General features: G+C 73.1%; 24 protein-coding genes and 1 pseudogene. 12 read left to right on the top strand and 13 right to left on the bottom strand.

Going from position 1 to position 22,534, the window contains the following annotated elements; all coding sequences use genetic code 11:
- Positions 1-7: 7 nt before the first annotated feature.
- Together HD595_RS39820 and HD595_RS39815 are read left to right on the top strand one after the other, a co-directional pair.
- Positions 8-940: a LysR family transcriptional regulator gene (locus HD595_RS39820; protein WP_253778545.1), complete on the top strand. Its 933-nt coding sequence runs from the start codon at positions 8-10 to the stop codon at positions 938-940.
- 46 nt (positions 941-986) lie between these two features.
- Positions 987-1,829, top strand: a pseudogene (locus tag HD595_RS39815) (ATP-binding cassette domain-containing protein); the annotation flags it as partial.
- A gap of 355 nt (positions 1,830-2,184) precedes the next feature.
- On the opposite strand, the gene HD595_RS39810 reads toward HD595_RS39815, so the two are convergent.
- The 5 genes from HD595_RS39810 to HD595_RS39790 all read right to left on the bottom strand — a co-directional run bounded on the left by HD595_RS39810 (position 2,185) and on the right by HD595_RS39790 (position 7,024).
- Positions 2,185-3,372: a L,D-transpeptidase gene (locus tag HD595_RS39810; protein ID WP_253778543.1), complete on the bottom strand. Its 1,188-nt coding sequence runs from the start codon at positions 3,370-3,372 to the stop codon at positions 2,185-2,187.
- 163 nt (positions 3,373-3,535) lie between these two features.
- A complete protein-coding gene (recD2, locus tag HD595_RS39805; protein WP_253778541.1) occupies positions 3,536-5,749 on the bottom strand; it encodes an SF1B family DNA helicase RecD2 in 2,214 nt (737 codons plus the stop codon).
- Positions 5,750-5,820: 71 nt separating this feature from the next.
- Entirely contained in the window at positions 5,821-6,240 is a 420-nt protein-coding gene (locus tag HD595_RS39800) for a DUF6463 family protein (protein ID WP_253778539.1), read from the bottom strand.
- The gene (locus tag HD595_RS39795; protein WP_253778537.1) at positions 6,237-6,842 is read right to left on the bottom strand and encodes a DUF2867 domain-containing protein; all 606 of its coding nucleotides are present in this window, start codon (positions 6,840-6,842) and stop codon (positions 6,237-6,239) included. Before HD595_RS39795 ends, HD595_RS39800 begins: the two co-directional genes overlap by 4 nt.
- On the bottom strand, positions 6,839-7,024 hold the full coding sequence (locus HD595_RS39790) for a hypothetical protein (protein ID WP_253778535.1): 186 nt from the start codon (positions 7,022-7,024) through the stop codon (positions 6,839-6,841). Before HD595_RS39790 ends, HD595_RS39795 begins: the two co-directional genes overlap by 4 nt.
- Positions 7,025-7,114: 90 nt before the next feature.
- Here HD595_RS39790 and HD595_RS39785 point away from each other — a divergent pair, with 90 nt between their 5' ends.
- Positions 7,115-7,675 carry a TetR family transcriptional regulator gene (locus HD595_RS39785; protein ID WP_253778533.1) on the top strand — a complete coding sequence of 187 codons (561 nt, stop codon included), beginning with the start codon at positions 7,115-7,117 and terminating at the stop codon, positions 7,673-7,675.
- Positions 7,676-7,742: 67 nt separating this feature from the next.
- Here the strand turns inward: HD595_RS39785 and HD595_RS39780 are convergent, their stop codons facing one another.
- Entirely contained in the window at positions 7,743-8,753 is a 1,011-nt protein-coding gene (locus tag HD595_RS39780; protein WP_253778530.1) for an ArsR/SmtB family transcription factor, read from the bottom strand.
- A 55-nt stretch (positions 8,754-8,808) separates the two neighbouring features.
- Here HD595_RS39780 and HD595_RS39775 point away from each other — a divergent pair, with 55 nt between their 5' ends.
- Positions 8,809-10,089 carry an MFS transporter gene (locus tag HD595_RS39775; RefSeq protein WP_253778527.1) on the top strand — a complete coding sequence of 427 codons (1,281 nt, stop codon included), beginning with the start codon at positions 8,809-8,811 and terminating at the stop codon, positions 10,087-10,089.
- 451 nt (positions 10,090-10,540) lie between these two features.
- Here HD595_RS39775 and HD595_RS39770 read toward each other — a convergent pair whose 3' ends face one another.
- The 3 genes from HD595_RS39770 to HD595_RS39760 all read right to left on the bottom strand — a co-directional run bounded on the left by HD595_RS39770 (position 10,541) and on the right by HD595_RS39760 (position 13,149).
- Positions 10,541-11,428, bottom strand: a complete 888-nt coding sequence (locus HD595_RS39770; RefSeq protein WP_253778524.1) for a GNAT family N-acetyltransferase — start codon at positions 11,426-11,428, stop codon at positions 10,541-10,543.
- A gap of 68 nt (positions 11,429-11,496) precedes the next feature.
- Positions 11,497-12,948, bottom strand: coding sequence for an FG-GAP-like repeat-containing protein (locus tag HD595_RS39765; protein ID WP_253778521.1), 1,452 nt, complete (start codon positions 12,946-12,948; stop codon positions 11,497-11,499).
- A gap of 39 nt (positions 12,949-12,987) precedes the next feature.
- Positions 12,988-13,149, bottom strand: coding sequence for a hypothetical protein (locus HD595_RS39760; protein WP_253778518.1), 162 nt, complete (start codon positions 13,147-13,149; stop codon positions 12,988-12,990).
- A gap of 227 nt (positions 13,150-13,376) precedes the next feature.
- Between HD595_RS39760 and HD595_RS39755 the strand changes: the two genes are divergently transcribed.
- The 5 genes from HD595_RS39755 to HD595_RS47035 all read left to right on the top strand — a co-directional run bounded on the left by HD595_RS39755 (position 13,377) and on the right by HD595_RS47035 (position 18,069).
- The gene (locus HD595_RS39755; protein WP_253778515.1) at positions 13,377-14,366 is read left to right on the top strand and encodes an LLM class flavin-dependent oxidoreductase; all 990 of its coding nucleotides are present in this window, start codon (positions 13,377-13,379) and stop codon (positions 14,364-14,366) included.
- Between the two features lie 87 nt (positions 14,367-14,453).
- Positions 14,454-15,332 carry a mycothiol conjugate amidase Mca gene (gene mca / locus HD595_RS39750; protein ID WP_253778512.1) on the top strand — a complete coding sequence of 293 codons (879 nt, stop codon included), beginning with the start codon at positions 14,454-14,456 and terminating at the stop codon, positions 15,330-15,332.
- A gap of 242 nt (positions 15,333-15,574) precedes the next feature.
- On the top strand, positions 15,575-16,699 hold the full coding sequence (rsgA, locus tag HD595_RS39745; RefSeq protein ID WP_253778511.1) for a ribosome small subunit-dependent GTPase A: 1,125 nt from the start codon (positions 15,575-15,577) through the stop codon (positions 16,697-16,699).
- 83 nt (positions 16,700-16,782) lie between these two features.
- Positions 16,783-17,289, top strand: coding sequence for a GNAT family N-acetyltransferase (locus tag HD595_RS39740; RefSeq protein WP_253781450.1), 507 nt, complete (start codon positions 16,783-16,785; stop codon positions 17,287-17,289).
- A gap of 84 nt (positions 17,290-17,373) precedes the next feature.
- Positions 17,374-18,069 carry a helix-turn-helix domain-containing protein gene (locus HD595_RS47035; RefSeq protein WP_253778509.1) on the top strand — a complete coding sequence of 232 codons (696 nt, stop codon included), beginning with the start codon at positions 17,374-17,376 and terminating at the stop codon, positions 18,067-18,069.
- Here the strand turns inward: HD595_RS47035 and HD595_RS39730 are convergent.
- From HD595_RS39730 to HD595_RS39720, 3 genes are all read right to left on the bottom strand, one after another.
- Positions 18,048-18,701, bottom strand: coding sequence for a class I SAM-dependent methyltransferase (locus HD595_RS39730; RefSeq protein ID WP_253778507.1), 654 nt, complete (start codon positions 18,699-18,701; stop codon positions 18,048-18,050). The genes HD595_RS47035 and HD595_RS39730 overlap by 22 nt on opposite strands.
- An 80-nt stretch (positions 18,702-18,781) precedes the next feature.
- Positions 18,782-19,303 carry a pyridoxamine 5'-phosphate oxidase family protein gene (locus HD595_RS39725; RefSeq protein WP_253778505.1) on the bottom strand — a complete coding sequence of 174 codons (522 nt, stop codon included), beginning with the start codon at positions 19,301-19,303 and terminating at the stop codon, positions 18,782-18,784.
- A gap of 81 nt (positions 19,304-19,384) precedes the next feature.
- Positions 19,385-19,984, bottom strand: a complete 600-nt coding sequence (locus tag HD595_RS39720) for a TetR/AcrR family transcriptional regulator (RefSeq protein WP_253778503.1) — start codon at positions 19,982-19,984, stop codon at positions 19,385-19,387.
- Positions 19,985-20,072: 88 nt separating this feature from the next.
- On the opposite strand from HD595_RS39720, the gene HD595_RS39715 reads away from it, so the two are divergent.
- From HD595_RS39715 to HD595_RS39705, 3 genes are all read left to right on the top strand, one after another.
- Positions 20,073-20,459, top strand: coding sequence for a hypothetical protein (locus tag HD595_RS39715; RefSeq protein WP_253778501.1), 387 nt, complete (start codon positions 20,073-20,075; stop codon positions 20,457-20,459).
- Position 20,460: 1 nt separating this feature from the next.
- Positions 20,461-21,051 (top strand): TetR/AcrR family transcriptional regulator, encoded by a 591-nt coding sequence (locus HD595_RS39710; protein WP_253778499.1) that lies wholly within the window; start codon positions 20,461-20,463, stop codon positions 21,049-21,051.
- A gap of 80 nt (positions 21,052-21,131) precedes the next feature.
- Complete coding sequence (locus tag HD595_RS39705) at positions 21,132-21,560, top strand: YybH family protein (protein ID WP_253778496.1); 429 nt, start codon at positions 21,132-21,134, stop codon at positions 21,558-21,560.
- Between the two features lie 13 nt (positions 21,561-21,573).
- Here the strand turns inward: HD595_RS39705 and HD595_RS39700 are convergent, their stop codons facing one another.
- Positions 21,574-22,515, bottom strand: a complete 942-nt coding sequence (locus tag HD595_RS39700; RefSeq protein WP_253778493.1) for a hypothetical protein — start codon at positions 22,513-22,515, stop codon at positions 21,574-21,576.
- Between the last annotated feature and the right edge of the window lie 19 nt (positions 22,516-22,534).

Here is a 22,534-nt window from a genome sequence, read left to right as displayed (position 1 = left end):
TTTGCTCATGGCGGTTCCGACGCTCCGGCAGCTCGAATACCTGGTCACCGTGGTGGACACCGGCTCGTTCACCCGCGCGGCCGAGCAGTTGCACGTGACCCAGCCCGCGCTGTCGCACCAGATGCGGGCGCTGGAGAGCGCGGTCGGGGGTCCGCTGCTCGAACGGCTGCCGCGCGCGGTGCGGCTGACCCCGATGGGCCGGGCGGTGCTGCCGCACGCCCGCGCCGCGCTGGCCGAGGCCGAGCGCCTGCACAGGGTGGCGCGGCGCGCGGCGGGTCTGGAGGAGGGCGAGCTGGAGGTCGCCGCCATCTACTCGGTCAGTCTGGGCATTCTGCCGCCGGTTCTGCGGAGCTGGCGCCGCCGGCATCCCGGCGTGCGGATCCGGCTGCGCGAGTACCCGCACGCCGACCTGCTGCAGGCCGCCATGGCGGCCGGCCGCGCCGACCTCGCCGTCGGCCCCGTGCCCGCCGGCTGGGAGGGGCCGATCCGCGAACTCGGCGTCGAGGAGTTCGCGGTCGTCCTGCCCGCCGACGACCCGCTGGCCGGCCGCTCCACCGGCACGGTCGCCCTCACCGAGCTCGCCGACCGCGCCTGGGTGCACTACGCCCCCGGCAACGGCCTGGCCGACCTGCTCGACCAGTTCTGCACCCAAGCGGGCTTCCATCCGCCGGCGGCGATCCGCGCCGAGCAGACCTCCGCCGTTCCCCTCCTCGCCGCCGCCGGGCTCGGTCCGGCGCTGGTCCCGGCCAACATCGTCCCGCCGCACTTCGACGGCGTCCTGCTCCGCCCCGACCCGCCGATCCGCCGCACCCTCGCCGCCTACACCCGCACCCGTCCCGACCCGGTCACCGTGGCCTTCGCCGATCTCCTCGCGCGGCAGGCCCGGGTCGACCCGGGGGCCGCCCGGACGTGCCGGGTGTCCGGCGGCGACCAGGCGTAGCGCGGGGGCAGGCGGCTTGGCCTCGCGCCGGATCCGGTGACGAGGGCGCCGCCGCTGGGACGAGGAACACGCCAAGCTCAGGCGCCTGGTGCAGACCCTCCGGCAGACAGCGGCCAACAACGATGCCGTTGCCTCCGCCTACCGGGCCGCCCGCACGCGGTTGGCACGGTTCGAGGAGGCGGGCCCGCCCGAGCGCCCGCCCAAACGGCAGAACGTCCGGATGCGGCTGCGCGGCGGTCGGACCGGCAAACGCGCCATCATGTGCGAAGCCCTGGAACTCACCGGTCTGATGCGGCCCTTCGACGCCGAGATCTGGTACGGCGAACGCGTGGGCGTCCTCGGCTCCAACGGTTCGGGCAAATCCCATTTCCTCCGGCTGCTGGCCGAAGCGGCGGACGGCGCGGTCCCCTCGGTACGCCACAGCGGTTCTGTACGGCTGGGTGCCCGGGTGGTGCCCGGCCACTTCGTGCAGACCCACGCCCGGCCCGACCTGCACGGCCGCACTCCCGCTGAGCTGGTGATGACCGGGCATGCTCTCACGCTGAACGAAGCCATGGCCGCGCTTGCCCGTTACGAACTCGCACCAGCCGCCAATCAGCGGTTCGAGACCCTGTCCGGCGGGCAGCAGGCCCGGCTGCAGATCCTGCTGCTGGAACTGTCGGGCGCGACGCTGCTGCTGCTCGACGAACCCACCGACAACCTCGACCTGGCCAGCGCCGAGGCCCTGCAACAGGGCCTCACGTCCTTCGCCGGCACCGTGCTGGCGGTGACCCATGACCGCTGGTTCGCCGCAGACTTCGACCGCTTCCTCATCTTCGGCGCCGACGGAGCCGTCTACGAGAGCGACGAACCGGTCTGGGACGAAGCCCGCGTCGAGCGTGCCCGCTGAACGATGAGGACAAGACGTCGCGGCCGTGGCTGCCGGAACTGGTGCCGGGCATGGTCGCCCCTGGCGAGTGGGAGATCGTTATGACTGATGATCGATGACGCCGGCGCCACCGATGCTCTTGCCGCGGGCGCGTGCGGATTCGTGGCCTTCCAGTGCGGCCGGGGCCGGACTCGACCGGCAGACCGATCTCGTCCGGCGTGAGTGCGGCGCGGCCGGCCCGCAGGAAGTCGCCCAGGTCGTTGCCGCCCATGCCCCCAGTCTGCTCTTGAGCCAGGCGGTCCCCAAGGGCATGGCTGAGCCCGCCAGTACCACCCATCAGGTCGTACGCGGGGCGGGCGTCGCCGGCGTGCGGTGGCTAGAGGGCGCTGCCCTTCTTCCACTCGGAGAACGGCATCTGCCAGAAGCCCCAGCCGTTGTTCCACTCCAGCTCGCGGTTGGTGCCGGTGATGTCGACGACGTCGCCGCGCTGCATGGTGTCGTGGAACCACTTGGCCTGGTCGGGGCGGGCGTTGACGCAGCCGTGGCTGACGTTGCTGCGGCCCTGGGCCCAGACGTTGTCCTTGGCGTGGACGTACTCGCCGGAGTTGGAGATGCGGACCGCGTGGTTGATCATGACGTCGTAGTAGCCCGGGTCGCCCTTCTTGCGGCCCGGCGAGATCATCCGGACAGGGTTGCCGCGCTCCATGGTGAGGTGGACGCCGGAGGTGGTGGTGTACTCGCGGGTGTCGCCCTTGCCGGCGCTGATGCGCATGGTCTGCACCCGCTTGCCGTCCTTGTAGACGTACATCATGTGGGTGCGGGTGTTGACCTTGCTGATGACCTTCGCGCCGATCTTGAGGTCGGTGGTGTAGTCCTTGACGCCGTAGGTGCCCTTGCCGGCCTTGACGCCCTCGATGTCGGCGGTGAAGGTGATCTTCTGGTGGGCCGGCCAGTAGGTGGCGGTGCGGTAGACGACGACGGTGTCGTTGATCCAGCGCCACGCACCCTTGACCGGCTTCTCCGCCTCGACCTTCAGCGCGCGCTCGACGTTGGCCTTCTGCGTGACCGGCTGGTTGAAGGTGACGATGATGGGCGCGCCGACGCCGAGCGTCTCGCCCTTGGCGTTGGGGGTGACGTCGGCGACCTGCAGCGGCCGCTCGGGCTTGACCGTGGTGAAGGCGCTGGTCGCGGTGGTGACGCCGGACTTGGCGGTGACCGTGTAGCCGGTGGAGGGCTTGAGCGTGCCCTTGGAGACCCAGCGGGTCTTGTCGGCGTTGAAGCTGCCCTCGATCTCGTCGTCGCCGTCCTTGCCCTGGACGCTGATCTCGTCGAGCGCGCCGCCGGACGCGGTGACGACGATCTTCTTGTCGGGGCTGACCTTCGCGCTGCCCTCGGCGGGCGATATGGTGATCGTCGGCGCCTGCGGCGTGGCGGACGTGATGGCGTCGGGCGCGCCGGCGTTGCCCGTGGCGGCGTTGCCGCTCGAGCACGAAGCCGTCAGGGCGGCTACGGCGAGCAGCGCCATGCCCACGGTGGGCTTCTTCCAACCAGACGCGATGTTCAAGTCTGTCCTCTCCCCCATGGCAGTCAGTCAAAACTGCCCCCAAAAAACCTTAATGCTGATGCATGTATGACGCGGTTTCATTTGGGAGAGTTCGGTCACATTTCGGTCACTTGTTGGAGTCAAAGCGCAGGTCAGCGCCGGGTCAAGACGGGGTAAGGAGGCGTCAGCCGCGCGAGATGCGGTGCGTCAGGCTGGTGTGCCGCCGCCCGGCGCCCTTGGTGCGCACCGCCTGGGCCAGCGCGCGGCGCGAGCCGACGATGACGACCAGCCGCTTGGCCCGGGTGATGGCGGTGTAGAGCAGGTTGCGCTGCAGCATCATCCAGGCGCTGGTGGCCAGCGGGATCACCACGGCGGGATACTCGCTGCCCTGCGAGCGGTGGATGGAGACGGCGTAGGCGTGGGCGAGCTCGTCGAGCTCGTCGAAGGCGTACTCGACCTCCTCGTCCTCGTCGGTCAGGACGGTCAGCTTGTGCTCGTCGGGGCGCAGGTCGGTGACGACGCCGACGGTGCCGTTGAAGACGCCGGCGGCGCCCTTGTCGTAGTTGTTGCGCAGCTGGGTGACCTTGTCGCCGACGCGGAAGACGCGCCCGCCGTAGCGGCGTTCGGGCATGCCCTCGCGGGCGGGGGTGAGCGCCTCCTGCAGGGCGAGGTTGAGGGCGCCCGCGCCGGCGGCGCCGCGGTGCATGGGGGCCAGCACCTGCACGTCGCGGCGCGGGTCGAGGCCGAACCTGCGGGGGATGCGCCGGGCGACGACGTCCACGGTGAGCTGGGCGATCTCCTCGGGCTCCTCGCAGGGGAACAGGAAGAAGTCCTTCATGCCCTCCAGCACGGGGTGGCGGCCGGTGTTGACGCGGTGGGCGTTGACGACCACGCCCGACTCCTGCGCCTGGCGGAAGATCTGGGTCAGCCGTACGCGGGGGATGTCGTCGGCGGCGAGCAGGTCCTTGAGCACCTCGCCCGCGCCGACCGAGGGGAGCTGGTCGACGTCGCCCACGAACAGCAGGTGCGCGCCCGGCGCGACGGCCTTGACCAGCTTGTTGGCCAGCAGCAGGTCGAGCATGGACGCCTCGTCCACCACGACCAGGTCGGCGTCGAGCGGGTTGTCGCGGTCGAAGGTGGCCTCGCCGCCGGGGCGCAGTTGCAGCAGCCGGTGGACGGTGGTGGCCTCGTGGCCGGTCAGCTCGGCCAGGCGCTTGGCGGCGCGGCCGGTGGGGGCGGCCAGGATGACGCGGGCCCGCTTGGCGCGGGCCAGGGTGACGATGGAGCGGACGGTGAAGCTCTTGCCGCAGCCCGGCCCGCCGGTCAGCACGGCGACCTTGTGGGTCAGGGCCAGCCGGACGGCCTGGCGCTGCTCGGGGGCCAGCTCGGCGCCGGTCTGCTCGGCCAGCCAAGTCTCGGCGCGTTCCCAGTCGACCTCGGCGAACGCCTTGAGCCGGTCGTGGCCGCCGCGCAGCAGGCTCAGCAGGCCGCCGGCCAGCGACAGCTCGGCCCGGTGGAAGGGCGGCAGGTAGACGGCGGGCACGACGTTGTCGCCGGCCGGGATCTCCTCGCGCACCACGCCCTCGGCCGCGACCAGCTCCTCCAGGCAGGTGGCGACCAGCGCCGCGGGCACGTCCAGGATCTTGACGGCGTCGGCGACGAGATTGGGGGCGGGCAGGTAGCAGTGGCCGTCGTCGGCGGCCTGCGACAGGGTGTAGCGCAGGCCGGCCATGACGCGCTCGGGGCTGTCGTGCGGGATGCCGACGGCCTGGGCGATGGTGTCGGCGGTCTTGAAGCCGATGCCCCACACGTCGTCGGCGAGCTGGTACGGGTGGGTGCGCACGACCGTGATGGACTGTTCGCCGTACTCCTTGAAGATGCGCACGGCGATCGAGGTGGACACGCCGACGCCCTGCAGGAAGATCATCACCTCTTTGATGATCTTCTGTTCCTCCCAGGCGGCGGCGATCATCTTCGTCCGTTTGGGGCCGAGGCCCGGCACCTCCACGAGGCGTTCGGGCGTGGTCTCGATGACCTCCAGCGTGTCGGTGCCGAAGTGGTCGACGATCCGCTCGGCCATCTTCGGGCCGATCCCCTTGATCAGGCCCGAGCCGAGGTAGCGGCGGATCCCCTGCACGGTGGCGGGCAGCACGGTGGTGTACGACCACACCTCGAACTGGCGGCCGTAGCGAGGGTGGGAGGTCCAGCGTCCGCTCAGCCGCAGCGACTCCCCCACCTGGGCGCCCAGCAGCGGGCCGACCACGGTCAGCAGTTCCGAGCCGCTGCGCTCGGTGGCCACACGGGCGATAGTGTAGCCGGTCTCCTCGTTGGCGTAGGTGATGCGTTCAAGGACGGCGTCCAGCGAAGCAGCGCGTGAAGCGTCGGCACCGGCCCGCACGCGACATCCCCTTTCCCGTCGCCCTTGTCGCAGTCAGCGTAGAGCAGGCCGGGCCTGTCGCGACTCCGGCGTCACGCCCTGTCCTGCTTCCGGGCCGCCAGGACGACGAGCAGCCCCGCGACGGTCCCGGCGAAGTACGGGGAGGGCACCAGCAGGACTCCGCCGAACACGCACCACACCGCCAGGCCCCAGCCCAGCCAGGCGGGTACGGGCACACCGCGTCCGGCCAGGCGCCAGATCAGGGCCCCCAGGAGGGCCAGGGGAACAGCGAAGCTTCCCAGGCCGGCCCAGAAGGTGACCGCGTTCTGCAGGGACGCCGCCGTCTTGACGGCGGAGCCGGACAGGTCGAGCGGGACGGCCGCCCAGAGCCCCCGATCCGCCCAGCCGCCGACGTGCTCCCAGCCGGTCACCGTCAGGATGACCAGGTGCCCGACGCCCAGCGCGACCATGATGCCGCTCGCCCAGCGCAGGAGCGGCTTCGTGGCGTTCATCGTGACGTCCCCTCGTCGTGGTGGCGGCGCAGGCGCCAGGCCCGCTCCCAGCGCCGGGTCAGGTCCGGGTAGACGATCAGGTGGCGGAAGGGCGCGATGGAGGCCATGTAGAGCCGCCCGAACCATCCGTTGGACTTGACCAGCACGGTCATCCGCAGCTCGTACTCGCCGCCGGCGCCCTGGACCCAGCCGAGGTGCATCACGGTGTGCACGGTCTTGTTCGCCAGCTCGCGCGCGGCCTCCGTGTCGAGCTCGTAGACCGCTTTGAGCGGCATGGCGTCGTCGTCCGGGCCGCGCGGGGCGTCGCGGAGGTCGCCGGGCAGGCGCTCGCGCAGCGAGGCGACCCGCCGTCCGACGCCCGCCTTCGGGTCGTCCCAGCCGAACAGCTCGCCGAGCTTCCACCGCAGGTCGAACAGGAACTTCACCGGCGGGGACTGGTCCGCGAGCCCGCCGTGCTCGCGCAGGGCCGCGAGCATCCGCGGGAAGTCGCCGGGACCGGCCCCGGGCGTGCGGAACGACCACGCGTCCTCGACCGCGAAGTCGCCGGTGAACTCGTGGATGCGCCACGGCTGGGAGGTGTACGAGCTGATCGGCAGTCTCACGAGAGCGCCCCTTCCGCCATCATGGCCATCAGAGCGAGCTGTCCCGGGTCGCGCCGGCCCGCCGCCCGCAGCTCCTCAGCGCCCCGGCCGACGAGCTCGATCAGGCCGACGCCCGGCGGGACGGGGTGGCACCGGTCCCCGCCCATCACGCCGGTGTCGGACGCGTAGGTCACCCACCGCATGCAACCTCCTCGAAATTCTGTGTTGGCCAACACAGGCTATAGCTGTCGGCATTTGCTCTGTCATACGGCATACCTGGTTTGATGGTCGGCATGGCCACGCGACGGATCCAGAGGACTGAGGAGAGCCGCCGGCTGCTGGTGACGGCCGCCGCCGAGCTGTTCGCCGAGAAGGGATACCGGCAGACGAGCTTCGTCGACATCGCCGAGCGGGCCGGGATCAGCCGCGGCTCCATCCCCTGGCACTTCGGCAACAAGCTCGGCCTGCTGGAGGCGGTGCTCGACGAGCAGGTCCAAGGGATGCTGACCGGCACCGCCGCGCCCCCCGGCGACCCGCTCGCGCAGGCCATGGGCTTCATCCGCCTGCCGGTCACGCGCCTGTTCATCACGCTGCTGGCCGAGGCGGTGGAGGCGGACTCGCCGATCCGCGAGCACTACGCGCGGCTGCACGCGGCCCTGCGTCAGGCGGTGCGGGCCCGGATAACGGCCGAGGAGCTGCCCGCGGGGACCACCGCTGAGGCGTTCACGGTGCTGCTGGTGGGAGCCGTCATCGGCGTGCACGCCCAGTGGCGGGTCGCGCCCGAGGCGGTGGACCTGGACGCCGTCCAGGACGTGATGCGCGCCCTGCTGCCGGCGGGCCTCGGCCGGGCATGAGGGCGACCGCGCCCGCGCGGCCTGGTGAGCCGCGACGCCAGGAGACGAGAGCCGGTGCGGCGGCTCGTCACCGCGGGCCTTCGGAGTCCCCCGCGGCGCCACCGGCGATGAGCGCGTCGCCGAGCTCCGAACGCAGATAGAGGACCGAGCGGCCGTGACGCGCGCTGGTCAGCAGGCCGGCGTCGCGCAACGCTCGCAGGTGCTGGTTGACGGCCGAGGTGGTGACGCCGAGGCGGCCGGCCAGCTCCGTGGACGACGCCGGCGTCTCCAGCGCCGTCAGCAGGCCCGCGCGCGTCGCGCCGAGGAGTTCGGTGAGCGCCGCGGGGGAACGGCGCGGCTCCGCCTGCCAGAGCGTTCCGGCGCCGCGCGTGCCGTACATGATCAAGGGTGGCTCGTCCGGTGAGATGGGGGCGGTCACGCCCCTGCTGAAGAGCGTCGGCACCAGGGTGAGCCCTTCTCCGCCGGTGGACCGTCGGTAGCCGACGTTGCTGACCAGGCGAACGTGGACGACGCCCTCGGCGAGGTGGACCCGCTCGTTGAGGCCGGCGAACATCGCCGCCAGACCGTGCGCGGAGATGACCTGTCCGCGGTAGATGATGTCGGCCTGCAGGACCGTCCGCATCCGCGGCCACCACGGCGCGAAGCAGGTGCGCCAGTACGTCCGCAGCGCCTCGGTGATGCGCGCGCGAACGGCCGCCGGGTCACCCCGCAACGGTCCGGGCAGCCGCCCGGGATGGAGGGCGCGCAGGTCGTCGAGCATGCGCTCCAGGGGCACGCGCGCGGCGGCGTCGAGCTCGTCGTCGATGCGGGTGAGGGGAGCGTGCGGCCGGGGCGTCAGATAGTCGGGCGACCACAGCGCGTCGTTCGTGAGGGCGCGCAGCACGGGCAGGTCGAGCGCGGATCGAACGTGCTCCGTGCGGCGCAGCCAGGGCAGGTGCACGGGATAGCGTCCGGGGTCGCGGAAGGTGCGCAGTGACAGCGTGAGCTCGTTGATCGGCGAGGCGGCGAAGCGCACGTCGGCGACGTCCATCCCCGCGAGCTCGTACGCGATGAGCCCACCGCTCCGCACAGCGACCATGTAGCCATACGCTACATCATTGGTCTCCCTGTCCCCGGTGCGGGAGAAACGGGGCGTGATCCGAACCTTCTTCCCCGAGGACCGTGTCGGCCGCTCCCTGACCCTCAGCACGATGGCGTTCGCGCTGTCCAGCGGCGTCTTCTACACCGTCAGCACGCTGTACTTCACGCTCGTCATCGGACTCGGCGCGACGACGGTGGGCTTGGGGCTGGGCATCGCGGGTGGCGCCGGCGTGCTCGCCTCGTACGCGTCGGGCCGGCTCGCCGACCGGATCGGCGCGCACCGCGTCCAGACGTGGGCCACGGCGCTCAACGGGGTGGCGATGCTCGCCTACACGATCGCCCCGAACGCCGTCGCGTTCACCCTGGTCGCCTGCGCGGCCGCGCTGATGCGCTCGGCGAGCGGCACGTCGAAGCAGACGATGCTGGCGCGGTGGTACACCGGTCCGGAACGGGTGGTGGTCCGGGCGCGGATGCGCGTGGTCACGAACGTCTTCATCGGCCTGGGCACCCTGGCCGCCGCCGCGGCGCTCCTGACGGGCACCGCCGTGGCGTACCAGGCCGCGATGACCGCCTCCGGCGTGCTGCTGCTGGCGGCCACGGTGCCGCTGGCGCGGCTCGGCTCGTTGGTGCCGGAACTGCCGGCCCGGATGGTCGCCCCGGCGGCGGACCAGGCGGCCGACGGCCCCGCGAAGGGACCGTCACCGCTCAGGGACCGCACGTACCTGGCGAGCGTGGCGTGCAACGCCGTCGTGGCCGTGCAGTTCGGGCTGCTGACCGTCGGCGTCCCGCTCTGGGTCGCCTCCACCGGAGCCCCCACCGCCGTCGTGTCCGTGCTGCTCGTCCTCAACACCGTGGTCGTGGCCGCGCTCCAGGTGCGCGTCTCGCGTGGCGTCCACGGCGTGCGCCGCGCCGGGATCGCCGTCCGGCGCGCGTCATGGCTGCTCGCGCTCGCCTGCGCACTGTACGCACTGGCCGGGTACGGGAACGTGATCACCGCCTGCGTCCTGCTCGTCCTGGCGGGCCTGGCCCACGCCTTCGGCGAGATCCTGGGCGAGGCGGGCGGCTGGGGCATGGCCTTCGAACTGGCCGACCAGCGCAACGCCGGCGCCTACCAGGGCCTCAGCCAGAGCGGCTACGCGATCGCCGCCATGGTCTCACCGGTGCTCGTCACGGCCACCGCCATCGAGCACGGAACCGTGGGCTGGCTCGCGCTGGCCGCGCTGTTCGTCGCCGGCGGCACCGGCGCCGCGGCGGTCGCCCGAAGGCATCACCGTGGAGCGCCGTCCGTCCCGGACGCTCCCGTCCCGGCGGGTGCGAGCACGAGGGCGCGCTGAGCCTCTGCCATCGACCAAAGTCGGAGCCGGTCACGACTTCGGCTCGCTGCGGCCCGCACACCGGTCCCGCGAGTCTGGTGCCATGAACCACCGGCGCTTCCTGGAGACCACCGACAACCGCGGCCGGACCCGGCTGCTGAAGGACTGGATCGCCTCATGAGGCGGCTGCCGGCCGGGCTCCCGGTGCGGGTGACGGCGCGGGTGTACGCCGAATACCCGCCGCGCGCCTACGCCCGCGGCTCCACCGGCCCCGACGGAGCCGGCTCCGCGGCCGCGCTCGCCTGGGCCGCCGTCGGCACGGACGCCGACCCTCGACTCCGCGCCCCGGGGCATCTCCCCCGTGGACGCGAGCACCACCCATCACTGCCGGTTCTGGGCCACCGCGCCCAGGACCTGATCGCGTGGGGTTCCCTCGGCGGCCCTTGGCGCGGCAGGCGGACACCCTCGACGGTCAGGGCGTGCTCAACCGATCATCGGTGTCCCGGTGTCTGTCCCGGGTCTCGGGGAGCCGCCGGAAGCCGGCCGACGCGTAGGTGGCGACGGCGGCGGCGTTGGAGCTCGGGGTGCAGACGATCGCGCTCGACGAGCCCAGCTGCCGGAGCGCGGCCGCCGCGGCAAGGGTGATCGCCCTGCCATGGCCGCGACCGCGGTGCTCCCGGTGCACGCCCATCGGCTCCAGCAACCCGGGCCGGCCCGGACCGGCCGACCACACCGTCACCGCCGCCACCGCCTCGCCCCGCTCGTCGTAGGCGACCAGGCACCGGGCCTCGGCGTACGGCGATCCGGCCACCATCGCGTGCCAGCGCTCGTCCGTGAACGTCGAGCCGTCGAACGACGCCCGCTGCACGGCCGAGCGCACGTGCGCCTGCTCCGGCCCGGCCACCTGGATCCGCACGCCCGGGTGGGGCACCGGCTCGGTGAGGTCGCGGCGCAGCGGCGTCCACGGCTCGTCGGCGCCCCAGCCGTCGCCGGCCAGCAGGTCCTGGACCAGCGCGCCCATGGGCGCTTCGACGTTCGCCTCGCCCGCGGGCAGCACGCCGCGCCCCGGATGGGTCACGTCCTCGACCAGCCGCCGCGCCAGCTCCTCATCCCGCCGGGCGTCCGGCGCGATCGCCAGCCGCAGCAGCCCGGGGCCGTCCAGCAGCCCGGCGGCCAGGATCCGGCCGTCCCGGCTCCACGTCCGGACCGCCGCGGCCGTCGCCTCCGCGCCGAACCGCCAGAACCAGCCCAGGTCCCCCGGATGCAGCTGCACGGGCGCGCCGTCGTGCTGCCACTCCCGCAGCACGTCCACGACCCGGCTCAACCCGTCGACTCCCGGCACACCCGGCACGATCGCCATGGTCCCGATCACACACCACCGCGCCGGCGGTCCGCACCGGATTTTCGGCCCCGGCGAGCCCCCTGCGGTCAGGTCAGCGAGCGGCCGAAACCGGAGTCCTCGCCGGGCGTGCCGACCCGTTCCGGGCCGATGAGCAGCGGACGCGTCGTGCGCACGCCCTCGGGCGCGGCCGCCAGCACGGCGACCAGCGGTTCGGTCCGGGTCGTGACCGCGAGGTCGGCTCTCCCGTCCTTGTCGAAGTCGGACAACCGCAACGAGGCCCCGAACGCCTGCACGCCCCGCGCGAAGCCCGCGTCACCCGGCTTGAGCACCCGCGCCGCGGCGGCCGGCAGCCGGCCCCGCCCCCCGTTGAGCAGGAAGACAGCACCCTGTTGCTGGAACTTGCCCGACGCGCCGACCGCCACGTCCGCGTACCCGTCCCCGTCCACGTCGCCCACGGCGAGATCCGCCCCGAACCCGTCGCCGTCCCCCGAGTCCTCCGGCACGCCGGGCGAGTTCTGGGAGATCAGCACCCCCTCGGCCGCCGGGCCCGAGGCCGAGCCGCGGTGGAGGAAGATCTGTCCCCCGGGATCGTCCGCGTCGGCGTAGGCGTTGCCCGCGATCACGTCACCGAAGCCGTCACCGTCGACGTCCCCGACCGCCAGCACCCCCACCCCCCACGCGTCGAACGTGGGACCGGCCACGCCCTTCAGCCCGCCGGGCGAGCCCCGGTGGACGGCTCCGGTGCCCTCGTCGGCCGGGTCGTCGTCGGAGAAGGCGACCACGAGGTCGTCCACCCCGTCCCCGGTGACGTCGCCCGCGGCCAGCGCGTTGACGGCGCTGGACCGGCGGACCAGCCGGGGCCGCGGCGGCCGGCGCCGTATCCCGTCGCTCCCGTAGACGACCCAGGCCGCCTCCACCGTCGCCACCCCCAGGTCCTGGCGGCCGTCCCCGTTGAAGTCGCCCGCCGCCAGCATGTACCCGAACATCGGGTCCTCGTGCCTGATCAGGACCGCCGACCGGGCGGACAGCCCGCCCCGGCCGCCGAAGACGATCGTCACGGCCGTGGGGCCGTCGGAGCGTTCGGAACTGGCGCCGATGGCCAGGTCGGCGTAGCCGTCGCCGTCGAAGTCGCCACTGGCGGACGACGCGCCGAAGTTCTCCCCGCCGGTGAAGCCCCGCGGCAGGCCGTCCCGGCCGGGCCGGAGCACCGTCCGGCGGCTCGGGTCGAGGCCCCGGGCTCCGCCGTACGAGACGACGACGTATCCGGGGACAGTGGAGGAGCCCCCCTCGTCCGGCCGCTCCCCGGGAGCGCCGATGGCCAGGTCGGCGTAGCCGTCGCCGTCGTAGTCGCGGGCCTTCGTCGTGTCGCAGCCCGCGCGGCACATCCCCCGCGTCGCCGGTGCCGCGGGGGTCGCGGAGGTCCGTGAAGGCCCGGGCGCGGACGTGACCGGCGTCCGGCGGCCCGGAGCCTCCGCGGTGCACGCCGCCAGGGACGCCACGAGGAGCACGGCCGCGAACCCGCGCACGATCATCCGCATGACTCGCAGGATAAGACCCGCGGCACCGGAGGAAGCCGGTCAGCCCAGAACCGGGAAGTTGGCGCGGAAGACCCCGTGCGGGTCGCGGCGGCGCTTGACGTCGCGCAGCCGCGCCAGCACGTCGCCGGGGAACGCCGCCGACGCCTTCTCCCCGTGACCGAGCAGCGTGTACGGCTTGCGGCCGCTGGTGTGCGGGACCATCGCCCGAGGCGGAGCGGGCGCACGCCCACGCCGAGCGGGCGCACGAGACGCACCTGCGCCACGGGCTGGACCACTGGGCCGGGCGCAGCGGGCGGCTGCTCGTCGACCTGGGCTGACGCCGACCTGGGCGGGCGGCGCCCGCCCGAAATATCCGTCGGCCGTCTGTGGTTGCACAGCGTTGGTTGCACAGCCTGCCACGAACCGGACCGACGAAAGGCTTGTCCCCCATGGCTCTTCCCCTCTCCATCCTCGACCTCGCCCACATCGGTGAAGGGGAGACGGCGGCCGACAGCCTGAGCGCCAGCGTGGACCTGGCCCAGCGCGCCGAGGAGTGGGGCTACCGGCGCATCTGGTACGCCGAGCACCACAACATGCCGTCCATCGCGTCCTCGGCCACCAGCGTCCTCATCGCCCACGTCGCCGCGCACACCCGCACGATCCGCCTCGGAGCGGGCGGCGTCATGCTGCCCAACCACTCCCCACTGACCATCGCCGAGCAGTACGGAACCCTCGAGACCCTGCACCCCGGCCGCATCGACCTCGGCCTCGGCCGGGCCCCCGGCAGCGACCAGAAGACCCTGCGGGCCCTGCGCCGCACCCCGGCCTCCGCCGACGCCTTCCCGGAGGACGTCCTGGAGCTGCAGGGCTACCTGGCGGGCGAGTCCCGCATCCCGGGCGTCGACGCGACGCCGGGCAAGGGCACCGACGTGCCGCTGTACATCCTCGGCTCCTCGTTGTTCGGGGCCACGCTGGCCGCCGCGCTCGGGCTGCCGTACGCCTTCGCCTCCCACTTCGCGCCCACCGCGCTGGAGGAGGCCGTCGCCGTGTACCGCAGCGAGTTCAAGCCGTCCGCGCAGTTGGAGCGGCCCTACGTGATCGCCGGCGTCAACGTCGTCGCGGCCGGCACCACGGAGGAGGCGCAGGAGCAGTTCCTGGCCGCCAAGCGCCTCAGGGCCGCCCGGTTCCTCACGCCCGGCCGCACGCTCTCGACGGAGGAGGCCGACGCCGTCCTCGACTCCCCCGCCGGGCGGCAGATCGCGCAGATGGCCCAGTACTCCGCGGTCGGCGACCCGCGGGAGGTGGAGGACTACCTCGACCGCTTCGCCCGGCACGCCCAGGCGGACGAGCTGATCGTCGTGTCCATGGCCCCCGAACGGAAGGCGTGGCTGCGCTCCCTCGAACTCCTGGCGGAGGTCCACGGCCTGCTCCCCGCCTGACCCTCTCCTGGTGCGAGCACAAAACCATGATTGACATATTTTTAGGTCGGTCATAGATTTGTGGCGTACCGAACGAGAGGAGTGCGCATGAACATGCGCGTCACCCGAGGCGAACCCCTTCGCCTGATGAGCGTGCACGCCCACCCCGACGACGAGTCGAACAAGGGCGCCGCCACGCTGGCCAGGTACGCCGCCGAGGGTGTGGACGTCCTGGTCGTCACGTGCACCGGCGGCGAACGCGGCGACGTGCTCAACCCGGCCATGGACCGGCCCGGCGTGCGGGAGAACCTCGCCGAGATCCGCCGGGCCGAGATGGACGCCGCCCGCCGGATCCTGGGCGTACGGCAGGAGTTCCTGGGATTCGTCGACTCGGGGCTGCCCGCGGACGGCGAACCGCTGCCCGACGGCTGCTTCGCCCGGCAGCCGGTGGAGGAGGCGGCCGGCCGGCTGGTGGCGTCGATGCGCGCCTTCCGGCCGCACGTGGTCGTCACCTACGACGAGACCGGCGGCTACCCGCACCCCGACCACATTCAGACCCACCTGGTCACCGTGGCCGCCTTCGACGCGGCCGGCGACGCGGCCCGTCACCCCGAGGCGGGCGCGCCCTGGCAGCCGGCCAAGCTCTACTACCACGGCGCCCTGTCCAAGGCGTGGTTCCAGGCCATGCACGACGCCATGACCGAACGCGGCCTCGCATCACCCATGCGGGAGGTGCTGGCCGAGTTCCCGGCCGACGTCCCCGCGCCGGAGTTCTCCACGCGCGTCGCCTGCGCGGAGTACTTCCCGGTCAGGGACCGGGCGCTGCTCGCGCACGCCACCCAGGTCGACCCCGACGCCGGGTTCATGCTGCACGACCGCGCCGCCGAGCGCGAGGCGTGGCCCACCGAGGACTACTACCTGGCCCGCTCGCACGTGCCGGTCACGCTTCCCGAGGACGACCTGTTCGCCGGGCTGCGCGGAAAATGACGATCCCACGTGCCGCCGGTGCTGCTAGGCTGCTGCGCGTTCAGTGGTGCAGGACCGGATGAGAGGGAGGTGAGGCTCGATGACCGCGGTGAAGACCGCTGCCCCGCGCAGCGCCCGGACATTCCTCACGTCCCGGGCCCCGGTCTGACCCACTTCTTCCCCTCGCCGTAGCCGTCGTCCGGTTGCGTACGCGAGGTGGCGGCTGCGTCTCGTCGGGGCCCCTTCCCGCAAGGTGTCTCACGTTGCCCCACCCTTTCACTGATTCATCCCCGTTCACGGATCCGTCCGGCGCCGGCCTGTCCCGGTACGGCTGGACGCGAGCCCTCGACCACGCCTTCGCCGAACACCGCGCGGCCGGCCTCGTCCCGGCCCGCATCGCGCGGGTGGACCGCGGCCTGTGCGACGCGGTCACCGAGTCCGGCCCGGTACGGGCCGCGCTCACGGCGATCCACTCCCCCGACCCGCTCCTGGCGCCCTGCACCGGCGACTGGGCCGCGCTGCTCCCGGGCCGCGAACCGGGCCATGAGCCGGGCCGCGAGCCGCGCCTGGCGGCCCTGCTGCCGCGTCGCAGCGCGATCGTGCGCTCCTCCGCCTCCCGCTCCTCCCACGGGCAGGTGCTGGCCGCCAACGTCGACACCGTCGTCCTCGCCGTCTCCCTGGCCGCCCCGCTGGACGCGGCCAAGCTCGAACGGCTGCTGGCCCTGGCCTGGGACAGCGGCGCCCGGCCGCTGATCGTGCTGACCAAGGCGGACCTGGCCGCCGACCCGGCCGCCGTCCAGGCCGAGGCGGCCGCGCTGGCGCCGGGCGTGGACATCCTGGTCACCAGCGTGACCACCGGCCGGAACATCGACGTGCTGACCGCGCTGCTCAGCGGCACCACGGTCCTGCTCGGCTCCTCGGGCGCGGGCAAGTCCAGCCTCGGCAACGCGCTGCTCGGCGACGAACTGCTGGCCACCGGCGCGGTCCGGGCGCAGGACGGCAAGGGCCGGCACACCACCGTCCGCCGCGAGCTGGTCCCTCTTCCCGGCGGCGGCGTCCTCATCGACACGCCGGGCCTGCGCGGGATCAGCCTGTACGACGCCGCCGACAGCCTGGAACAGGTCTTCGCCGAGATCGAACGCCTCGCCCTGGACTGCCGCTTCGGCGACTGCTCCCACGGCAGCGAGCCCGGCTGCGCGGTCCAGGCCGCGATCCAGGCGGGCGAGCTGACCCGGCGCCGCCTGGACAACTACCGCAAGCTGCAACGCGAGAACGCGTACGCGGCCTCGCGCACCGATGCCCGGCTGCGCGGCGAGCGCGCCAACCGGCAGAAGGCCATCACCAGCCATCTGCGGGCGACCTACAAGTTCCGGGACCGGCAGTCATGAGCGACGGAGTCCAGCGCCCGGCCGTCACGACCGGCCACGTCCCGCACCCGCACGCATCCACAGAAACGGACCCGCACACCACCATGAACTGGATCACCCACCCCGAGACCGCCGCCGACCTCGACCGGATCCGCGAGGTCAACCTCGCCGCCTTCCCCACCTCCCACGAGGCCGACCTGGTCGAGGCCCTGCGCGCCGACCGGGAGGCGTGGATCCCCGGCCTGTCGTGGGTCGCCCAGGAGCCCGGCGGCGCCGTCGCCGGGTACGCGCTGCTCACCCGCTGCCACGTCGACGGCGCCCCGGCGCTCACCCTGGGCCCGTGCGCCGTACGGCCCGAGCACCAGCGTCGCGGTGCCGGCTCGGCCGCCGTCCGGGCCGCCCTCGACGCCGCACGCGAGCAGGGCGAGAGCCTCGTGCTCGTGCTCGGCCACGCCGAGTACTACCCGCGCTTCGGCTTCACCCCGGCCTCCGGACACGGCATCCGGCCGCCGTTCGACGTCGAGGACAAGTACATGATGGCGCTCGTCCTCGACCCCGCCAGGCCCGTGCCGTCGGGCACCATCCGCTACCCGGCCGCGTTCGGAGTGTGACCCGGAAGGCCCGCCGGTGACGAGGTCCCGTCACCGGCGGGCCGCCGTTGCCGCCGTCCGGTCCGTTTGGCACCATCGCGGAGTGTGAACGCCGGGACGCAGCCGCCTCGCTTCGCCGTCGGCGAGGGCTACGCGGTGTATCGGGGCCCGGCGGCGGGCGGCGCGTTCCACCGTCACGCCGCCTTCCAGATCGCCGTCGCGGCCGAGGGCGAGGTCACCGTGGTGGACGAGCGGGAGACCCGTCATCGGGGCGTGGCACTGGTCGTGCCGCCGATGGCGCGGCACCGCATGCTCACGGCGGCGGATCTGCTCATCTTCTACATCGAGCCGCACTGCGTGTTCGCCGACCGGCTGCGCGAGCGCTGCGGCGACGGCATCACCGCCGTCCCCGAACTGCGCGACCTGCGCGAGGAGGACATCGGCCGGGCGGGCGTGCGCCCGTCCGCCGAGCTCGATCCCCGCCTGGTGGCGGCGCTGAACACGCTGAAGGAACGCAGCGTCCCGATGCCGAGCCTGGCCGCGGCCGTCGGGCTCTCACCCCAGCGGCTGCGCGCCCTGGCGCGGCACCAGGTGGGCATGCCGCTGGCGCGCTGGCGGGTGTGGGCGCGGCTGCGCCTGGCGGCCGAGGCGATGCGGGCGGGCCGGTCGCCGGCCGACGCGGCCATCGAGGCGGGCTTCACCGACCAGGCGCACCTCACCCGGCAGATGCGGGAGATGATGGGCCTGACCCCCGCGGCCGTGCTGCAGCATCTGCGCGGTCAGTCCCGGCGCGCCACGTAGACCGAGATCGAGCCGGTGGCCGTGGGCACCACCTCGGCCTCGCGCACGTCGCGGAACCCGGCGTCGGAGATCAGCCCCGGAAGCGCGCCGTCGGCGTTGGGCTGGGTGTCCTCCTTGCCGTCCGCGAGCTGCACCAGCCCGAACGCCAGGCGCATCAGCGGCGTCCGCTGCCATCCGTAGTCGGCGATCACCAGCTTGCCGCCCGGTCGCAGCACCGCGGCCATCGACGCGAGCACCGCCCGCTTCACCGGGACCGGGCACTGGTGGAGCACGAGGCTCGACACGACGGTGTCGGCCGATTCCGCGCCCAGCGACTCCACCAGCTCGTCCCCCATGCCGGCCTGCCAGCGCACCGCCACGCCGGCGGCGTCGGCCTTGCGCCGCGCCGCCGCCAGCACCTCGGGGTCGGGGTCCACGCCGACGATCCGGGCCCGCGGCTCCACGCGGGCCAGCAGCAACGCCAGCGAGCCGGTGCCGCAGCCCACATCGACGATCACGTCGTCGGGCCGCGGCGCCACGTGCATGGCGGCCAGGGCCCGCCACAGACGCTCGCGCGTCAACGCGATCACGTGGTCGTAGAAGCGCGTGGGGGCGAAGCGGCCCAGGGCGGGGGTGAAGGTGTTCTCGCTCATCCCCGCAGTCTCGTCCGCGCGCCCCGGCCCGGTCTTGTACGAACCGCTCGCGCTTGTACGAACCGCTCGCCCGCGGCGGCCTACTCCGTCAGGAGCTTCGCGAGGTCCGGGGCGTAGACGGTCATCCAGCGCGGGTGCAGGCGGTAGTAGACCACCTCGTTGTCCCAGTCGAAGAGGTCGTCGCCGTAGAAGTCCTTGAGGTACCCGAGCAGGTACGGCCAGTCCGCCGCCGGCTCGCCGTCCCGGGGATTGAGGATCTCGACCTCGCCGTGCGTGAACACACCCAGATCCTCACCGCGCAGGTGCGCGACGCTGGCGGCGGGCCGGGCGGCGAGATGGCGGGCCTTGGCCGCGTCGCGCGCCGTGCCGAAGTGCCATCTGCCGTGCAGGAAGTGCCCGTCCACGCCGCTGACCCGCGGCTCGCCCTTGGCCGTCACGGTGGACAGGGCGAGGGTGCGCATGCCGGTGAGGACCCGGGTGAGCTGCTCGGCGGTCAGCGTGCGCTCGCTGCTGATGATGGAGCGCAGGTGCGAGGTCGAGCGGGAGAGGGAGGCGTCGAGCAGGGCCTGGAGCCGTTCGAGCTCTTCCGGCGTTTCGCGCATCGGGATCCTTGTCTGGTCGGAGTCCATCCAGGTTTCGCCACCATGCTCGCCCGGAAACCCGACACCTCCTGTCATGTTTTCTCAGAACCGGCCGACCGAGGGTTCCAGCAGGTCGAAGACGCGGTGGGCGGCCGGCCGGACCGCGTCGGCGATCTCACTCTCGCTCTGCCCGGCCAGGACGCGACGCTGCACCTCGGCGAACAGCACCCGGTGCGCGCCGGCGAGCTGGGCGGCCACCGCGCGGGCGGTCAGCTCGTCGTGCTCCTTGGCCAGTTCGGCGGCCAGCGCCGCCTCGCGCTGTTCGTGCAGGTCACGCAGCCGCGCCACCAGGGTGGGGCTGTCGGCGATCATGCGGAAGAACGGGCGCCCGGCGAAGCCGGCCACCGGGTCGTGGGCGTCCACGGCACGCAGGAACGCCTCCTTCAGCGCGGCGAACACGCTCTGCCCGGGCGGGCGGCCCGCCACCACGGCCGCCAGGCCGGCCGCGAACCGCTCGGCGTGGTCCAGGGCCAGGTCTTCCTTGCGGGGGAAGTAGTTGGTGACGGTCATCTTCGCCACCCTGGCCGCCACCGCGATGTCGGCGATCGTGGTCTTGTCGAAGCCCTGCTCGATGAACAGCCGGGTGGCGTGGTCGGAGATCGCCTGCCGCGTCTCCTGCTTCTTGAGCTCTCTCAGGTTCACGCTTCTTAGGCTAATCACAAACTTATGCCGATGCGAAAGACAGGATCCGCCCTTGCCGTTGGTTATCCGTGCGGATAAAGTTACTCGCATGGATAACAAAGTGTGGGCGCTGGTGCGCGCCCTCTTCGTCGCCATGCTCGTCCTGTCGCTCGCCACCCTCGGCGTGGCCGCCGTCCTCGGCGGCACCTGGGTGGTGTGGGTGCGCGGCGCCGCCGTGGCCGCGGCCGCCGCCTGGCTCATCGCCCTGGCCGGGCAGGCCGGCCGGGGCAGGCGGGCGGCGTACGTGCGGATCCGGTTCGTCACCATCGCCGCCCCCATCGGCATCGTGCTCATCATCCTCGCCCCCGACAGCGGCTATCCCGGCTGGATGAAGGCCGAGCAGGCCGTCGTCGGCGTGCTGGCCGCCGCCGTGGCGCTGCTCGTCAACCGCTCCGCCGTACGACGGGCCTTCCCGAAGGCTGGCAAGCTGGGGTGATATGGAGATCACCGGAACCCGCCGGGCGGCCACCGAGGCCCGCAGGGCGCAGATCGCCTCCGCCACGATCACCCTGCTGGCGCGGCGCGGCTACACCGAGACCACGTTCGAGGCCATCTGCGAGCACGCCGGGCTGAGCAGCAAGAGGCTGATCACCTATCACTTCTCCACCAAGGAGAAGCTGTTCGAGGCCGTCGTCCACCAGGTCGTCCAGGACGCGGCGGCCTTCATGCGCCCCGCCCTCGACGCAGCCACCGGGGCCCGGGCCCTGCTGGAGGCGTTCATCAGGGCGAACGTGGCCTTCATCGCGGCCCACCCCGACCATGTGCGAGCGGTCCAGCAGATCGCGGCCAACCAGGTGCCCGTGGGCGGGCAGGAGCAGGAGGCCGCGATCGGCAGGCTGGTGGCGCTGTTCGAGGACGGGCGGCGCACGGGGGCGTTCCGGGCGTTCGACGCGGTGCTGATGAGCAGGGCGCTGCGGGCCGCCATCGACGACCTGGCCGGCCGCCTGGTCGACGGCCTCGACCCGGACCACTGCGCCGACGAGCTCGTCGAGCTCTTCGACCGGGCGACCCGCGCCGGGGCCGGCTGACGCCGTTCGCGGCGCCTCACATTCCCGGCGGCCGCGTCGTCGGAGGAGTGAAAGCACCGAACTCTCCGAAGGAGGACGCGATGACGTCGAGCGAGTCCGAGATCATGGCGCTGCTGGAAAGCCGGGTCGACGCCTGCCAGAAGAAGGACGTCGACCGGCTCATGTCGTTCTACGCTCCCGACGTCGTCTATTACGACGTCGTGCCCCCGCTCCAGTTCGTGGGCGCCGACGACGTGCGCCGCAACTTCGTGCGGTGGTTCGACGAGTACGACGGCCCCATCAGCCTGGAGACGCGCGACCTGTCCGTCGTGACGGGCGGGGACGTCGCGATCGCGCACATGCTCCACCTGGACTCGGGGACACGCAAGAACGGGCTCCGGAGCGCGATCTGGGTGCGCTCGACCGTCAGCTGCCGCCGGTCGAACGGCACGTGGCTGATCACGCACGAGCACATCTCGGTGCCGATCAACCCGGAGAACCTCCAGGCCTGGTTCCCGCCGGACATGTGAGCCCGGGTGAGCCTCACGGCCCGGGACGCAGCATCTCCGGCCGCAACAGGGCGGCCCGCCGCTCGGCGATGCCGCCGGCCAGAGCGGCCCGGGTGAGCGCGGCGCCGACCCACGCGGCCCCGGCGGGCTCGCCGTACCGGCCGAAGACCGGCTCGGGGGCGCTCCGCCGGCCGCCGCCCAGCTCCCGCAGCAGCCGGCGGGCCAGCGGCGGCAGGACGAAGGCGGCCACGCGGCACCCGGTGTGCACGACCATGACCACGTGCTCACCCCCGTGGCCGTCGGCGACGGTGCGGAAGTCCTGCGCCGACGCGCCGGCCACCGCTTCGGCCGGAGCGCCGGTCGCGTCCAGCAGGGCGACCGCGGCCGCCTCCGCCACATGACCCTCGTCGGCCAGCCGCGCGATGCCGCGCCGCAGCGCGCGCCGCTCGTCGCGGGTCAGGGCCGCCCGGTTGCCCGCCGGGCCCACCTCCGCCTCCGCCGCGCCGTCGTGGCCGACCGGACCGGGCCCGTTCTCCCAGGCGAAGTGGTAGAGCGACGTCAGGGCCGCGCGCCGCCTGCTCACCGTCGCCTTGGCCAGCGGCCTGCCCGGCGCGTCGGGCAGCAGCCCGGCCAGCGTCGCGTCGCAGTACTCGCGGACGTGCGCGCCCGTGGCGCGCAGCGGGGCGAGGTCCGGCCGGTCGAGGCGCAGCCAGCGCAGGAACGAGGCGAACGTCCGCAGGCGGAAGCGGCGGGCGCTCAGCGAGGACGACTCGCGCAGCCAGTCGGCCACCGTGCCGCGGCTGACCGGGTCGAGCGCGTCGACCAGGTCGACGTCGGCCCCGTCCACCTCCCCGCCGTCGCCGGGCCGCCGGCGCGGACGCAGACCGGCGATGCGCCCGACGCTCGTCACCCCCGCCGTGGAGCCGGCCGAGGGCTCCGGGCGTCCGCGGGGGTCGGGGTCGGGGGCACCGGTCATGATGTGGATCTTCTCACGG

The sequence above is a fragment of the Nonomuraea roseoviolacea subsp. carminata genome, from assembly GCF_024172185.1.
Taxonomy (GTDB): domain Bacteria; phylum Actinomycetota; class Actinomycetes; order Streptosporangiales; family Streptosporangiaceae; genus Nonomuraea; species Nonomuraea roseoviolacea.
The sequence above is the reverse complement of the archived record's forward strand: the minus strand, read 5'-3'. Positions and strand labels throughout refer to the sequence as shown.

Excerpts from the sequence above, each read along its gene's own strand:
- HD595_RS39820 (WP_253778545.1), top strand. The coding sequence starts at position 8 with ATGGCGGTTCCGACGCTCCGGCAGCTCGAATACCTGGTCACCGTGGTG.
- HD595_RS39800 (WP_253778539.1), bottom strand. The coding sequence starts at position 6,240 with ATGAACGCCACGAAGCCGCTCCTGCGCTGGGCGAGCGGCATCATGGTC.
- HD595_RS39790 (WP_253778535.1), bottom strand. The coding sequence starts at position 7,024 with ATGCGGTGGGTGACCTACGCGTCCGACACCGGCGTGATGGGCGGGGAC.
- HD595_RS39785 (WP_253778533.1), top strand. The coding sequence starts at position 7,115 with ATGGCCACGCGACGGATCCAGAGGACTGAGGAGAGCCGCCGGCTGCTG.
- HD595_RS39780 (WP_253778530.1), bottom strand. The coding sequence starts at position 8,753 with ATGGTCGCTGTGCGGAGCGGTGGGCTCATCGCGTACGAGCTCGCGGGG.
- HD595_RS39770 (WP_253778524.1), bottom strand. The coding sequence starts at position 11,428 with ATGGCGATCGTGCCGGGTGTGCCGGGAGTCGACGGGTTGAGCCGGGTC.
- HD595_RS39765 (WP_253778521.1), bottom strand. The coding sequence starts at position 12,948 with ATGCGGATGATCGTGCGCGGGTTCGCGGCCGTGCTCCTCGTGGCGTCC.
- HD595_RS39760 (WP_253778518.1), bottom strand. The coding sequence starts at position 13,149 with ATGGTCCCGCACACCAGCGGCCGCAAGCCGTACACGCTGCTCGGTCAC.
- HD595_RS39755 (WP_253778515.1), top strand. The coding sequence starts at position 13,377 with ATGGCTCTTCCCCTCTCCATCCTCGACCTCGCCCACATCGGTGAAGGG.
- mca (WP_253778512.1), top strand. The coding sequence starts at position 14,454 with ATGAACATGCGCGTCACCCGAGGCGAACCCCTTCGCCTGATGAGCGTG.
- HD595_RS39740 (WP_253781450.1), top strand. The coding sequence starts at position 16,783 with ATGAACTGGATCACCCACCCCGAGACCGCCGCCGACCTCGACCGGATC.
- HD595_RS39730 (WP_253778507.1), bottom strand. The coding sequence starts at position 18,701 with ATGAGCGAGAACACCTTCACCCCCGCCCTGGGCCGCTTCGCCCCCACG.
- HD595_RS39725 (WP_253778505.1), bottom strand. The coding sequence starts at position 19,303 with ATGCGCGAAACGCCGGAAGAGCTCGAACGGCTCCAGGCCCTGCTCGAC.
- HD595_RS39715 (WP_253778501.1), top strand. The coding sequence starts at position 20,073 with ATGGATAACAAAGTGTGGGCGCTGGTGCGCGCCCTCTTCGTCGCCATG.
- HD595_RS39710 (WP_253778499.1), top strand. The coding sequence starts at position 20,461 with ATGGAGATCACCGGAACCCGCCGGGCGGCCACCGAGGCCCGCAGGGCG.
- HD595_RS39705 (WP_253778496.1), top strand. The coding sequence starts at position 21,132 with ATGACGTCGAGCGAGTCCGAGATCATGGCGCTGCTGGAAAGCCGGGTC.
- HD595_RS39700 (WP_253778493.1), bottom strand. The coding sequence starts at position 22,515 with ATGACCGGTGCCCCCGACCCCGACCCCCGCGGACGCCCGGAGCCCTCG.